11 protein-coding genes are annotated in these 13,473 nt (G+C 69.4%); 7 read left to right on the top strand and 4 right to left on the bottom strand.

Translation table 11 applies throughout. The annotated features are described in order from the left end of the window. Positions 1-395: 395 nt before the first annotated feature. The 4 genes from ATK36_RS18670 to ATK36_RS18655 are packed head-to-tail and all read left to right on the top strand — an operon-like array spanning position 396 to position 4,043. A complete protein-coding gene (locus ATK36_RS18670; protein ID WP_098512721.1) occupies positions 396-656 on the top strand; it encodes a hypothetical protein in 261 nt (86 codons plus the stop codon). Positions 657-660: 4 nt separating this feature from the next. Continuing rightward, positions 661-909 carry a hypothetical protein gene (locus tag ATK36_RS18665; RefSeq protein WP_098512720.1) on the top strand — a complete coding sequence of 83 codons (249 nt, stop codon included), beginning with the start codon at positions 661-663 and terminating at the stop codon, positions 907-909. 15 nt (positions 910-924) lie between these two features. After that, positions 925-3,675: an FtsK/SpoIIIE domain-containing protein gene (locus ATK36_RS18660; protein WP_098512719.1), complete on the top strand. Its 2,751-nt coding sequence runs from the start codon at positions 925-927 to the stop codon at positions 3,673-3,675. Further along, the gene (locus tag ATK36_RS18655) at positions 3,672-4,043 is read left to right on the top strand and encodes a hypothetical protein (protein WP_098512718.1); all 372 of its coding nucleotides are present in this window, start codon (positions 3,672-3,674) and stop codon (positions 4,041-4,043) included. The genes ATK36_RS18660 and ATK36_RS18655 overlap by 4 nt, the downstream gene beginning before the upstream one ends. Positions 4,044-4,123: 80 nt before the next feature. Here ATK36_RS18655 and ATK36_RS18650 read toward each other — a convergent pair whose 3' ends face one another. Beyond that, entirely contained in the window at positions 4,124-6,631 is a 2,508-nt protein-coding gene (locus tag ATK36_RS18650; protein ID WP_342752036.1) for an endonuclease/exonuclease/phosphatase family protein, read from the bottom strand. A 125-nt stretch (positions 6,632-6,756) separates the two neighbouring features. Between ATK36_RS18650 and ATK36_RS18645 the strand changes: the two genes are divergently transcribed. Next, positions 6,757-7,824, top strand: a complete 1,068-nt coding sequence (locus ATK36_RS18645; protein ID WP_098512717.1) for a CapA family protein — start codon at positions 6,757-6,759, stop codon at positions 7,822-7,824. Between the two features lie 869 nt (positions 7,825-8,693). On the opposite strand, the gene ATK36_RS18640 is transcribed toward ATK36_RS18645, so the two are convergent. Next, positions 8,694-9,620 carry a TauD/TfdA dioxygenase family protein gene (locus ATK36_RS18640; protein WP_098512716.1) on the bottom strand — a complete coding sequence of 309 codons (927 nt, stop codon included), beginning with the start codon at positions 9,618-9,620 and terminating at the stop codon, positions 8,694-8,696. Between the two features lie 218 nt (positions 9,621-9,838). Here ATK36_RS18640 and ATK36_RS18635 point away from each other — a divergent pair, with 218 nt between their 5' ends. Both ATK36_RS18635 and ATK36_RS18630 read left to right on the top strand, forming a co-directional pair. Beyond that, the gene (locus tag ATK36_RS18635) at positions 9,839-10,120 is read left to right on the top strand and encodes a hypothetical protein (RefSeq protein ID WP_098512715.1); all 282 of its coding nucleotides are present in this window, start codon (positions 9,839-9,841) and stop codon (positions 10,118-10,120) included. Between the two features lie 4 nt (positions 10,121-10,124). Next, positions 10,125-10,694: a hypothetical protein gene (locus tag ATK36_RS18630; RefSeq protein WP_098514991.1), complete on the top strand. Its 570-nt coding sequence runs from the start codon at positions 10,125-10,127 to the stop codon at positions 10,692-10,694. 866 nt (positions 10,695-11,560) lie between these two features. On the opposite strand, the gene ATK36_RS18625 is transcribed toward ATK36_RS18630, so the two are convergent. Continuing rightward, positions 11,561-12,034: an NUDIX domain-containing protein gene (locus ATK36_RS18625; protein ID WP_098512714.1), complete on the bottom strand. Its 474-nt coding sequence runs from the start codon at positions 12,032-12,034 to the stop codon at positions 11,561-11,563. Between the two features lie 4 nt (positions 12,035-12,038). Further along, positions 12,039-13,268: a helix-turn-helix domain-containing protein gene (locus tag ATK36_RS18620; RefSeq protein WP_211291900.1), complete on the bottom strand. Its 1,230-nt coding sequence runs from the start codon at positions 13,266-13,268 to the stop codon at positions 12,039-12,041. Positions 13,269-13,473: the final 205 nt, after the last annotated feature.

Below are 13,473 nucleotides of genomic sequence, written 5' to 3'. Positions count from 1 at the left end.
AACGAGATCCCCGCCGGGCCGCGACAACCGCCCCGGCACTGCGCGGCCGGGCACCCGGCCCCAGCGGCAGGGGCTCGGGTCAGCCGAACGGCCGTACCCGCTAGGCTTCGCCGCAGACTCGTTCGTACCCGTTCGGAGAGGTTTCTCGGTGTCCCGAATACCGGTTTGACCTGGCCGCGACGCAGCGCGCGTGCCCCCGAGAACCCGCAGGTCACCAGGCTGGGACGCGGGCAGGGGGTCCGGTGCGCGGCCGCCTGTGAGGCCCCGGACTCCCCGACCGCGTCCGGGGCCTCGTCGATTCTCCCGTTCTCACTTACTTACCGAAGACACCTGATCACGCTAAGTTTGTCGGTGGTCGTTCCCAGCCCACAACGCACCGGAGGAGTACCGCCCCCATGGCCGGAGTGGAAGAGATCCGCGCTGGTATCGCGCTCGCGAACGAAAAGGCGTCCGCGAGCATAGCCGCCCTCCAGCAGGCGGCGCAGGCTCTCGAAGAGGCCCAGCTGTCGCTCAACCAGGCAACACAGGGCAGCAGCCAGCACGAAGTCAACCAGGCGCACGGCCTGCTCGCCGAAGCGCTGCAAGGGATCACCGGCATGCAGAGCACCATCCAGGCCGGGATCTCGTCCGCCGACTCCTATTCGGCGCGGCTGTAACCCGATGCCGGGACTCGCCGAAATCCACCAGTTGCTCACCGCCGCGCTGGCGGGCCTCGGCGACGGGCGGGCGCACGCCGAACAGGCGCGGGCCCTGCTCGTCGACGCCCGGCGCGCGCTCGTCGACGCGCAGGCCAAGGCCGATCCATGGCTGCCGGTGCAACTGGCGCAGGCCGACGAGGGACTCGATCACGTGCTCACCCGACTGGCCGCCGCCGACGATCTGGTGGGCGGTTACCGGTCCCGTCTGTAGGAACGAGCAACGCCGATGACCAGTAAGGCAGCCGAACAGCGCAACCGCGTGCAGACCGCGCTCGATCGGGTCCGGCACCAGATCGGACTGGTGCTCGGTGCCGCCGCCGGCGCCCGCGAAGCCGCGGAGACCGAGGTGGCCCGGCTGACGCTGGAGCAGGAGATCGTACGCATCGGCATGAACCAGGCCGACGCACAACAGCAGACGGAATGGGCCCGCCACCCCGCCGCGCACGAGGTGTTCGCCTCGCTCGGCGGGGTGCGCGGCGCGTTCTACACCGACTGGAGCGCCGGTCCCGGCACGCTGCGCGAGCTGGTCACCACGCACGCCCCCGGTCCGGCGGGCCGGCCGCCGGGCGACTGGCTCGGCCGGGTGGGTCACAACCGGGGGATCAGCGCGCCCGCGTTGTGGCGGGTCGGCTCGGCGACCACGGCCGGGCGCGACACCTCCCGCACCTTCGACGTCGCGCTCCCGCTGCTGGACGAATCGCATCTGGCCATCACCTCCGCGCCGAAGACCCGCCCGGTGATCGACGGGATCGTGCAGTCGCTGCTGATGCGCGTGCTGTCCACGTTCGAACCCGGCGCGGTGAAGATCCACCTGTGGGACGTCGGGCAGCTGACCGCGATCCTGCCCGACCTGTACCCGCTCAGCCGCACCAGCGCGCTGTCGCTGTACGACCCGACCCGGCTGGAGGATCTGCTCGACGAGCTGGCCGGGCACATCCGGCGCATCCACGCCACCGGTATGCAGGCCGGGCACACGTCGCTGCGCGAGCTGCGCAAGGCCACCGGGCAGCGGCTGGAGCCGTACCGGATCGCCGTGCTCTACGGCAACGGCGAAACCCTGGAGCCGGAGCGAGCGCGTGATCTCAAGCGGGTGGCCAGCGGCGCGCTGGCGGCCGGGATCTGCCTGATCCTGGTGGACGTGCCGACCACGGTGAGCGCGTCCGTGGAGACGCTCAGCCTGCTCGACGAACGGCGCGCGATCAGCAGCATGACCGGCACGGACCTGGCGGTCGACCTCGATCCGCCGCTGCCTTCGGGCCAGGTGATCCGCGCCGCGGGCCGGATCGCCGAGGCGCTGATCGCCAAGCAGGGCGGGCCACGTTCGTTCGCCGACCTGCTGCCGGCCGAGCTGGGCAAGGACAGTTCCGCGCGGGAGCTGCGGGCGCCGGTCGGGTTCTACGAGGGCGAGGCCGTCGAGGTGGTGATCGGCGACGCCAGTCCGCACGCGCTGATCGGCGGGCCGAGTGGTTCGGGCAAGACGAATTTCCTCTACGCGCTGCTGGGCAGCCTCGCCGCCCGGTACACACCGGACGAGCTGGCGCTGTACCTGCTCGACTTCAAGGAGGGCGTGTCCTTCGCCGGCCTCGCCCCCGGCCGCAAGGACGCCAGCTGGCTGCCGCACGCGAAGCTGGTCGGGGTCAACGTGAACACCGACCGCGAATTCGGGCTGGCGCTGCTGCGATTCCTCGCCGACGAGCTGCGCCGCCGGTCGACCGCGGCGAAGGAGCACGAGGTCACCAACCTGGCGGACCTGCGCGAGCAGGATCCGGGCGGGCACTGGCCGCGGATCGTCGCGGTGGTCGACGAGTTCCAGTACCTGTTCGCCGGCCGCGACCAGGTCACCGCGCAGGCCACCCAGCTGCTGGAGGACATCGCGCGGCGAGGTCGTTCGCAGGGTATCCACCTGGTGCTGGCGAGCCAGGACGTCGCGGGCATCGAGGCGTTCTGGGGCAAGCCTGCCGTGTTCGAGCAGTGCACCCTGCGGATCGCCATGCCGAAGGCGCGCCGGGTGCTCTCGGAGACGAACAACGCCGCGGTATCGGCGCCGAAGTGGCATGCGGTGATCAACCACGATTCCGGCATCTCCCACGGTAATCAGCTCGTCCACGTGCCCGATGCCAGTAGCCGCAACGTGTTCGTGGACCTGCAGCACAAGCTGTGGGAGCTCTACTCCGGACGGTTCACCCGGCCGCGGCTGTTCGACGGCGCGCATTCGCCGGTGCTGGAACAGTTCCCGGCCTACACCGAACTGAAGCCGGGCTCGCGGCCGAAGGCACTGCTCGGTCAGTCCATCGACGTCACCGAGGCCGCGTGCGGGGTCGATCTGCCCCGCGCGCCGGGGCGCAACGTCGCGGTCCTCGGCGGCGCGACCGCCGAGGCACTATCCATTATGGACTCGTCGGCTCGCTCGCTGGCCCGCCAGTTCGCCGTGGACGAAGTGGAATTCCTGTTCAGCTGCCCGATCGAAGCGTGTGCCCCGGCGGTACTGGACCTCAAGGACCGGCTCGTCAACGAGGGGCACCGGGCCACGCTGTCGGAGAACCTGCCCGCGGAACTGACCGCGATGGCCGAGTCACTCGGCGAGGGGCCGACCCGGATCCTGCTGCTCTACGGGGTGGACGCCGCGCTGCCTTCGTTGGAGGCAAAGGAGATCGGGCAGCCGAAGAGCGCGCTCGACCACCTTCGCACGCTGTTGAAGAACGGGCCCGGCCACGGCGTGCACACCATCGGCTGGTGGCGCAGCATCGCCCGGCTCAAGGACACGCTCGGTTTCAACGGCACCGACGACATCGGCACCTGGGCCGCGCTCGACGTGCAGGGCAACGAGCTGACGCCGTTCGCCGCGGGCCAGGTCGTGCACTGGTCGCCCCGCCCCGGGCGGGCGTTGTTCTTCGACCGCACCACGCACGGGGCACCGGAGGTCATCATCCCGTTCCAGCGCCCGGACGCCGAGCTGCCGGCAGGAGGACCAGCATGAGCGAGGAAAACGTCAGCCCGGCCATGCGGTACAAGGAGATCGTCGGGCTCGCCCGCGGTTCGGCGGAGAACCTGCGCGCCTGGGAGCTGGCCCGCGCGGACGAGATCGAACGCCGGCTGGCCGATGCGCACACCGCGGTCGCCGAGGCCGTCGATCGCGAGGAGAAGGCCCGTGAGCGTGCCGCGCGCTGGTGGAAAATGGCGCTGCACAACGTCACCCGGCTCAACTTCATCGAATCTCTCGACGATCCGCAGCCGGTGACGACGGCTCGGCCGCAGTACCTGGATCGATACCTGGAGGAAGTGAAGCCGAGCTATCAGGAACTCGTGCAGGCGGTGCTGGCGCTCGGCTGGCGCGCGAAGCGCTGAAGATCTGTGAAGGGCACCTTCACGGACTCTGAGTCCGTGAAGGTGCCCTTCACAGCTTCGGAACTCGGCGCACCCGCGGATCAGCTACGTGGCGCGACCCGTCCGGCCATCTGGTCCAGGGCGTCCGCGAAGTCGTTGGCCTGGTCCGCGAACGGGTTTCCGTTCGACGGCCGGAACCGCACCACCTGCGGATCGTGGTCGCTGGCCTGATCGGCGAACTCCGCGTTGATGTGCACCACGTCGTAGTCCACGCCGCGCGGCGCCGCGGAGGTCAGGATGTGGTCCAGCACCTGCGATTGACCCTCGAACACGTAGCTGTACCGCTCGGCGGGCGGCAACGTGGCGATCAGGTCCTTGAGCGTCCCGCCAGCCGTCAGCTTCGCCAGCGCGGGCGAGAACTGGTAGTCGTTCAGGTCGCCCGCGACCACGACGTTGGCCCGCGGGTCGGCCGTGAGCAGCTGCTTGATGAAGCCCTGCACAACAGTCGCCTGCTTCAGCCGCTGCACTTCGGAACTACGCGTCGGCGGCTGGTAACGGCCGTGCGTCGGCTGGTCGCCGCCCTTGGAGTTGAAGTGGTTGGCGAGCACGAACACGGTGCGGCCGCGGAAGACGAACTCACCGGCCAGCGGCTTGCGGCTGTCGGTCCACGCCTCGTTGCCCGGGTCGACCCGGCCGGGCGACTGGGTCAGGTGCGCCTTGCCGTGGACGGTCCGCACACCGGCCGCGGTGGTCGGGCCGCCGCCCGGACGGTCCACGAAGGACACTCGGGACGGGTTGAACAGGAAGCACACCCGGATGTTCCCGCCGGGCTGGCCGCCGTCCTGGTCGTTCACCGGGTCGATTTCCCGCCACTGGTAACGCGGCCCGCCCGCGGCGGCGATCGCCTCGGTGAACTTCCGCAGAGTGACGTCCGCGGCGACCACGCCGTCGTTCGCCGGCCCGGTGTTGTCCTGTATCTCTTCCAGGGTAACGATGTCCGGGGCGGCCAGACTGTCCACAATGCCCTGCGCGAGCTGCGCGTACTTGGTGTCCGAATCGGCCGGGGACAGGTTCTCCACGTTGTAGGTCGCCACGGCGAGCTCACCCGGCCGCTGTCGGCGCGTGGTCTCCTTCTGCAGGTGGTTGTCCTTCGCCGCACCGAGCTGCGAAGCGAGCAGCGTGTGGCCGCCGAAACTGCTGTACTCCACCGGGCCGGAGGTGGTGCCGGTGAGGACGTCGCCGGTGTTGACCTTCGGGAACGGCTGCTGGTCGAACGGAATCAGCGACTGCACCTTCAGCACACCGGTGTTGATCTTGTCGTAGCCGAGGTACACGGTGCCGCCGCGCGAACTCGGGTTCTGCTTCGGCTTCGTGGTCACGTACAACTCGTTGTAGGAGTTGCTCGGGCCGACCACCCGCGCGTCCGTGACGCTGACGATCTCGCTCTCGTGCGACTCCCAGAAGTCCAGCGCGTACTTCGACGGCTCCAGCTGCAGCGATTCGATGTTGCCGCCGGCGTTCGGCGCGAGCACGTCCGGCACCTGGTCCGCGGTGATCACGGTGGGCGACGGCAGCGGGTTGTCGTGCGATTCGACCGTCCACTGTGCACTGGAAAGCTCGGTGAGCGACTGGTAGTTCGAGGTCGACGGCGCGTCCGGGTAGTACTCCTTCACCGTGCCCTGCGCGGTAACGGCGTCACCGACCGCGACCGACGGCGTGGTGGAGCCGGTGAACACGAACAAACCCTCGCTGGTACGCGGATCGCTGTCCGGCTTCGGGTCGGTGAACCAGAAACCACGCGACGAACCGAAGGTGCGCACCGCGGTCACGACACCAGTGACGTCGCCGACCTTCTCGTCCTTGAACTGGGAAATCCGTGTGGTGCCTTGGATGTCGTGGATCTTCGCGGCCGTCGGCGGTTCCTCCGGCCCTGTGCCGGTCGTTTCGCCCTTCGAGTTCGTGGGCGTCGGGTCACCGACGGTGAAATCGGCACCATTGTCGTCGGTGTCGGCCAGCGAAGCGGCGCGCGCGATCGACGTGGTGTTCGACGGTGCGGCGGCGGAAGCGCCTTCGCGGACTACCGCACCACCGAAACCGGCCAGATCCTTGACCCGCGGATCTGCCGCACAGTCGGCAGCGGTCTTGCAGGTGAGGGCATCGGTTCCGGAGACGAGGGCGACGGTGCCGGTGGTCGCGGACATCGCGATGGTCCCGGTCGCGTCGGGGGTCGGCAGTGCGACGGTCCCGCCGCTGCCCTTCGCCTCGGCGACGAGGTAGCGGCTGCCTGCCGCGACCGCGCCGCCGAGTTTCGTGACCTGCCAAGTGCTCGACGCACTGGCCGAGCCGGGCAGGTACTGCACGCTGAAGCCGTCGAGCGCGAACGGTGCGCTCCCACGGTTCGCGAGTTCGACGAAGTCGTTCGTCAGCGTGGCACCGGCATTGCCGCCACCGCCGTAAACCTCGGCGATGACCGCGTCGGCGCTGGGTGCGGCGAACGCGGCGGGAGCGACGAGGCCGCCGGCCACCACCGCGGTGGTCAGCGCGGCGGCGCTGGTCAGTGCTCTTCGGCTGGGAGTAATTCTCCCGGTACGACGACGGGATATGGTCACCGTGAGTCCCCTCTGGGCGCGAACAGTCGAGGCATCGTCCCGCGGACAAGCGAAGGGCAGGAAGACGAAAGGGCAACAATTCGTAACAAGCTCGACTTATTTCCCCCCTATTGGAGGTTGACTCGATGATCACAGTCGTGCTCGGCGGCGACGTGAATCTGCAGGGCAGAACCGAGCCGGAAACCGCCCTCACCCCGCTTTCCTCGCTGTTGAACGACGCCGACCTGCGGTTTGTGAACCTCGAAGGCCCGCTTTCCGGATCTTCGGGGGTGGATATTCCGCACAAGCCGAACTGGCGGCATTCTCCCCCGGAAATGATCACTGCGCTGACTGCGGCCGGAATCGACGTGGTTTCGGTGGCGAATGACGTCACCTATCCGCCACGCGCCGCATTGGCGAGCCTGGCCGTGCTGGACCGCGCGGGTATCGCGCACTGTGGCGCGGGAGCGAACTTCGCCGAGGCACACGCGCCCGCCGTAGTCGAACGGTTCGGACAACGCATCGCGTTCCTCGCGTACACGTCGTTGTGCTGGCCGGTAGGCCAGGAAGCACTGGAGAACTCGCCCGGCGTCGCCGCAGCCGGCGCGTACACCGCGTACCAGCCCGACCCCCGCGTACTCGACATCCCCGGCCGCCCACCAATCGTCCGAACCACACCGGTGCCGGAGGATCTGACGCGCCTCGTCAGCGACGTACGCCGCGCGCGGACCACCGCCGACCACGTCATCGTGTCGATGCACTGGGGGTTGCCCGGCGACCACCTGGCCGAGTACCAGGTCAGCTACGCGCACGCGATCATCGACGCGGGCGCCGACCTGATAGCTGGCCACGGATCGCACACCGTCCAGGCGGTCGAGGTGTACCGCGGCCGGCCGATCCTCTACGGCTTGGGCAACCTCGTGTTCGACTGGCCGGCGATGCGCGGCAGGCACCTCGACGGCCTGCTCGCCGGTTTCGCTCTCGACGAACGTCCGCGGCTCGAACTCATCCCGATCCGCCGCGACGAGCACAACGAGTGCTCGCCGCTGACCGGCGACGAGGCCTCGGCCGCGCTGCACCGGCTCGGCACGCTGTCCGCCCGCAGGGGCACCCGGATCACGATCGGCGACGGAATCGGCGCAGTCGAAGGGCTCGGCGCGGAGCAGCCGTCCGCGGCCCGCCTGCCTGTCACCCGGACGGCCGATCTGCCTTAAATGCACATCAAGCCCTATCTACAGGAGCAGACAGCCGGAGTACCTTACCGGAGAGCGACCGAAGTGGCTCAGACCACTTTCGAGCCACCCCGGGCGCTCCGCACCGCGAAGCACGGGGGAGGCGGCCCGATCAGGTGGGGGTCGATCGGAGCCGAAGTGCGGATTTCGCGATGCAGTCCGGGGGATGCCGCGGGCGTGGGAGCGGTGCCGCACCACCCACGCGCGGGGCACTACGGATTCGCCCCGGGGAAGTCTCGTGAGCGGCGAGACGGCGGTGCGACGCCACGGGGAGGTGGCCGGCGTCCGCGGGCTCGCCGCTCACGAGCGGTTACCCCGGTGGCTTCGCGGTTCGGCGGATGGTAGCTGGGCCTCGCCCGGAGCGATGCGAGGGTTCACGGTCTGTTGCCCATCGGTGCCCATCGCGTCGGGAGGCGCTTCTCGCAACCGGTGAGCGACGCTTGCGCTCGGGTGCTCGATGTCCTGGACTCGCCCACACGGGGTGATGAACAGCCCTTTCGCTCCGGACACTGCCGAACGGCTCCCACGAGCCCGTCTCCTCCCGAACCGGCAGCTGCACTCCTCCTCGCAACCAGCGAACGGCATCCCGCTCCAGCGCTCGACGCCCGGTTTCGCCCACACGGAACCGTGAACGGCGCCCTCGCTCCGGACAGTGCCGAACGGCGCTTACCCTCCGTTGCCCACCGCACCGACAACCGCACTCGCCGCAACCGGTGAACGGCGCGCCCACGACCTACCCCACTCGGAAACCGCGAACGCCCCTCTCGCCCCGGGCAAGCCCGCGCCCCCGCACACTCCGTCACCTCAGGCGAGTCCGCGTCCTCCAGCCTCAGCCGACGCGGGCAAGGTGCTCAGTACGGCCGGTCGCCGACGATCGCGACGCGTTCCGCGATCCGGGCGTGTGGGTGATAGTCGTTCACCGCGTAGTGCTGGGTGGCGCGGTTGTCCCAGAACGCGACGGAATCACGGGTCCAGCGGAACCGGACCTGGAACTCCGGGGTGTGCGCCTGCAGGAACAGGTACCGCAGCAGCCGGTCGCTCTCCTGTGGGTCGAAGCCCGTCAGATGCGTGGTGAACGCCTGGTTCACGAACAGCGTGCGCCGCCCGGTCTCCGGATGCGTGCGCACCACCGGGTGCTCGACCGGCGGGAACTGGTCCTGCCAGCGGGCCAGCAGGTCCGGGTCGGTGAACCGGGCGAACCCGGGGACGAAGTCATGCACGGCGGTGGCGCCGTCGATCCGTTCGCGGACGTGCCGGGGCAGATTGTCGTAGGCCGCGGCCATGTCCGCCCACATCGTGTCGCCGCCGGCGGGCGGGACCTCGATCAGCCGCAGCACCGAGCCCAGCGCGGGTTCCGGCCGCCAGGTGACGTCGGTGTGCCAGATGTTCTCGAATCCGGGCATCGCCGCGCTGCGCGAAAACCGGACCACGTCGGCCGAATCGCCCTGCGGGATGAACGGGTTCGTCTCCAGCGCACCCCAGTTCCGGGCGAACGCGCGCTGCTGCTGCGGGCTGATCCGCTGTTCCCGGAAGAACAGCACCTTCCATTCCAGCAACGCCCGGTTCAGCTCCGCGCGCAGCCGCGGGGTCAGTGACTCGCCGAGGTCGACCCCGGCGATTTCCGCGCCGATCACCCGGCCGAGGGGACGCAGTGCGAACAACTCATACGGCCGTTCCGGCACCCCCTCGGGCAGCCGACGCAGCACCCGGGGGCCTTCCAGGATGCCGTCGGACGGGGTGCTCGCCGACCGCGGACGGGCCGGCAGTTCGATCGACAACAGTCTCTCCTGCCAGTGAGTTCGGCTTGGTTGAGCGGAAGAACGCGCCCACACCCCGGCGGCGGCGAACAAGCGCGGCTTGCTGCGAGGGTCGCCGTGGTCGGTCAACCGGTCAAGCACGACCACTTTGTGGAATTTGTCCCACGCCCGGCCGAGTGACGAAACACCGCCGATGGGGTTAGATCCCTACACGCGAGTTCCGGGAGTGCGGAGGGTTCATGTCAGGTTCCACCAGTGAGCGACTGCGGAACGCCGCGGACGCGCTGGACCGGGCAGCCGCGGACGCGGACCGCGCCGCCGGGCGGTTCGCACAGGGCCGGCTGGAGCCGACCCCGTGGGGCATCTCGTCCCCGGCGCGGGAAATCGCCGCCCGCTGGGAAGCCGCGCTCGCCGCCCGCGACGTGGACGCCCGCGTACTCGGCGACGCGACGTCGGACCTGGCAGGCGAACTCCGGATGGCCGCGTACGGTCGTGCACGCCCGGCCACGCTGCCCGGCTGACGCCATGCTGTTTCTCCACCCAGACCTCGATGCCGCCGCCGCAGCGCTGTCCCCGCTGCGTGCCGCCGCCGCTCGGGTCGGCGCCCCCGACCCGGTCGCGGCCCTGCGCCAGATCGACTGCTCCCCGCAGGCGATCCGCGATTCCGCCTGCACCCTGTCGACCGGACGCGACGTTCTGGTCACCGCCCGCTTGGAATTCGAGCGTGGCGCCCATCTCGCGGAACGCCGCTGGGGCGGCGAGCCTGCCGCGCACTTCCGCGCCCGCGCTGATGAACTCGACGTGCATTACCGCCAGGCTGCGGAAGTCGCCGCCCGCACCGCCGCGGTCGGCCTCGACCTGGCCGACTTGCTGGACCGCCTCGCCCGGCAGGCCGCGGCACAGGTGGTCCGGACCGCGCAAACCGCCGCCCCCGCCACCGACGGCATCCTGGCCGGCGAGCACACCGCTGAAGCTGCGTACGTCGTCCGTACCGCCTGTACAGCCATCACCGAGGGGGTGTCCAGGGGCGTGGCGACGATTACCGAGGCGACGTCGTACCTGGACCCGTTCACTACCCCGGTCCTTCCGGGCTGACTGTCCCGGCCCGCGGTTGTTGTGTGGCCAGAACGGTTTCCGCGTGGGCGGGGTGACCTTCTTGTACGCGCGCTGTCCTTCGGCAGGGCGCGCACGTGTCCGGTTCCACGTCGGCGGCACACCGTCAACAGGCGCGTACGGACCTTGTTGCCGGACCTGGTTCAGCCCAGCCGCCCTGCGGCTTGTTCTCGCGCACCACGCATGTACAGACCTCAGCGCAGGAGCCGCTTCCGCTCGGCTTCGGGTGCTCTCCGGTCATGCGCCCCAGCGTATCCATCCGCAGGCCCGGCGCCGGGCGGAGCGCAACACCACATTCGACCGTCGCAGAAGCGAGAATCTGCCGGAATAGCCCCAAAACGATCGAACCCCCGCCGCGCGCCCCCGCCAAAGTGACCACCACCTGGGGGTCCGGGCGGGTTGCACCCCCAGAAACACGACGAGCGAGCCACGTCAACGCCTCCCGCCAAACCCCCGCCGCGCATCCCCGCCAAAGTGACCACCACCCGGGTCCGGGGGCGGGGCCCGGGGGTTCCACCCCAAAGTGACCACCATCCGGGGGTCCGGGGGCGAAGCCCTCCGGGCGGGGCCTGGGGGTTGCACCCCCAGAAACACGGCGAGCGAGCCACGTCGACGCTTTCCGTCGACATGGCTCGCTCACTCGCGAGCGGTGGCGGTGGGATTTGAACCCACGGACGGTTTTACCCGTCACACGATTTCGAGTTCCGAGCCTACCTGTCCGAAGCGGTCCGGACGGGTACATTTCCGCAGGTCGACGGGACCTGTGCAACACCAGCGGCCCCGCCGAACGGGCGCGAACTGAGACCCCATCTGAGACCCCCTGCCGCGGGGCCAGCAACCGAGCAGCTCTACCCCTCCGCCAGCACTGGCTCGCCGTGCTCAAGGTAGAGAGTCGCGCCTGTCACGTGGGCCTGGTACGCGTGGTTCAGCCGGCGGGCGAGGCGCGGGATCAGGTAGTCGGCCAGCTTGTCGACCTGGACCCACTCCCAGTGGTCGAGTTCGACGCCGTCGAGGACGATGGCGCCCTCGTCAGCCCCGAGCTCACCGCACCCGAAGACGTACAGGATCTTGTCGCCCTCCGAGCCGTTGGGCGCCCAGTCGTGCACCAGCAGCCGCCGGGCCGACCGGACCAGGCCGATCTCCTCTCGCACCTCGCGCGCGCAGGCTGCCGCCGGCGACTCCTCTCGGTCGACGTAGCCGCCGGGGATGTCCCAGCGGTTCCCGTACGTCTTCCGGACCAGCAGAACGCGGTTTCCGTCTACGAACAACGCCCCGGCAGCAATCCGGGGCGTTGCGAACTTGTCCGTTGGGTCGTCCGTCACAGGGTCAGCCTACGACGTGCATCCGCCTGGCGAGCTGGTGCAACTCGAAGCCGGGCTTCCCGTGGGTGTTGCGGACCCACGTGATGACCAGCTGCCTGCTCAGGTAGTGATGCCGGACCTGGTCCGGCGCCATCCGCTCAGCGTTCAGCACCGTAGCAACAGCCGCGTCGTGACGCCCCGAGACGTGGAAAGCGCGGGCAACGTCCAGCATGTGCCGTACTCGCCGTTCGACCGGCAGCGCTGCGGTGTCCAGCTCCGGGCCAATGTCGAGCGCTATCTGTACGTCCCCGAGTTCCATTGCCGTATTCACGCGGTGAATTGCGACATTCGTTGGCCCAAATGCCGTCCAGAGGTGATTTCCGTCAACACCAAGACGTTGGGCCGCCTCGTCAGCCTCAGCCAGGTAGCCGCGCGTCGTCGCCCTGTCCTCAGCGCGCGCAGCCGCCATTGACCCTGCCAAAAGCAGGGTTCCGTACGACGAAATCACGTCGGCGTCCCCGCCGTTCAGGTGCGGCTGCAAATACGCGGCGGCAGATTCCGTGAGAGACATAGCCGGTTCATGGCGACCGGTCGACAAAAGCGCGAAAGCCACCGACCGGAATAGCGATCCGGTAATTGCGTAGTTCTCCGACTGCTGGGCCGCCGCCAAGCCGCGCTCAGCCGCCATCCACGCGAGGTCAGCCTCGCCGATCTTCGTCAGGACCGACGCCGCGGCCTGGTAGCTCAAGGCCAGCAGCTCGTGCGCCCGGAGGCGGTCATCCCCCTCGTACTGGCGCGCAGCGAGCAGCGCGTCGGCGAGCAGAAGCGGTGCCCGGCCAGCGGCATACCCGAAGCGCGAGCCCTGGTAAGCGTCGAACACGGAGCGCAGCTCACGGGCAAGCTCGTCGATTGCCGGCGGTTCTGCGTCCGACGTCGGAGCGCTCAGAATCGGCGTGAGCTGGCGGTAGTCCATGAGCGCGGCCCGAAGCGCTGGCACAGTCGCCGTGCCACTGTCCGGCGTCCAGTCCAGCAAGGTCGACTCACCGATGAGGTCCCCTAGCGCGACGTCCAGCGCGTCCGCGAGGCTGCGGATCACGGACAGGCGGTCCAGCTCGATCCGGTTGTTCTCCGCCTTGCCCAGCCAGTCGCTCGTGCGGCCAACCAGCCCGGCAAGTGCCTCTTGCGACATGCCGCGACGGCGCCGGTACCACGCGACGCGTTCTCCGATGGTCAGGTTCTCGCTGATTCCTCGCATGTCCCCACCCTCCCGCGCAGCTGCGCCAGCAACCCGGAAAGTTCTTCCGGGTTGGCCCCGGAAGGTTTTTCCGGGTTCATGCTCCCAACCGGGCCGAAGCTACTTCCATGAGACGCCAGCGACACCAGCGCGCCGGGACCGACTATGCGGCACCGTCGGCAATTCTGGCCACCGGCAACCCATGCGACAACTCGCCGGAACGCTC

Origin of the sequence: Amycolatopsis sulphurea, assembly GCF_002564045.1 — a bacterium.
GTDB lineage: Bacteria > Actinomycetota > Actinomycetes > Mycobacteriales > Pseudonocardiaceae > Amycolatopsis > Amycolatopsis sulphurea.
Note: the sequence above shows the minus strand (reverse complement) of the source record. Positions and strands in the feature narration are given on the sequence as shown.

What these genes read in the sequence shown, in the direction of transcription:
- ATK36_RS18670 (WP_098512721.1), top strand. Translation starts at nt 396, where the DNA reads ATGGCCGGAGTGGAAGAGATCCGCGCTGGTATCGCGCTCGCGAACGAA.
- ATK36_RS18665 (WP_098512720.1), top strand. Translation starts at nt 661, where the DNA reads ATGCCGGGACTCGCCGAAATCCACCAGTTGCTCACCGCCGCGCTGGCG.
- ATK36_RS18645 (WP_098512717.1), top strand. Translation starts at nt 6,757, where the DNA reads ATGATCACAGTCGTGCTCGGCGGCGACGTGAATCTGCAGGGCAGAACC.
- ATK36_RS18630 (WP_098514991.1), top strand. Translation starts at nt 10,125, where the DNA reads ATGCTGTTTCTCCACCCAGACCTCGATGCCGCCGCCGCAGCGCTGTCC.
- ATK36_RS18655 (WP_098512718.1), top strand. Translation starts at nt 3,672, where the DNA reads ATGAGCGAGGAAAACGTCAGCCCGGCCATGCGGTACAAGGAGATCGTC.
- ATK36_RS18635 (WP_098512715.1), top strand. Translation starts at nt 9,839, where the DNA reads ATGTCAGGTTCCACCAGTGAGCGACTGCGGAACGCCGCGGACGCGCTG.
- ATK36_RS18660 (WP_098512719.1), top strand. Translation starts at nt 925, where the DNA reads ATGACCAGTAAGGCAGCCGAACAGCGCAACCGCGTGCAGACCGCGCTC.
- ATK36_RS18620 (WP_211291900.1), bottom strand. Translation starts at nt 13,268, where the DNA reads ATGCGAGGAATCAGCGAGAACCTGACCATCGGAGAACGCGTCGCGTGG.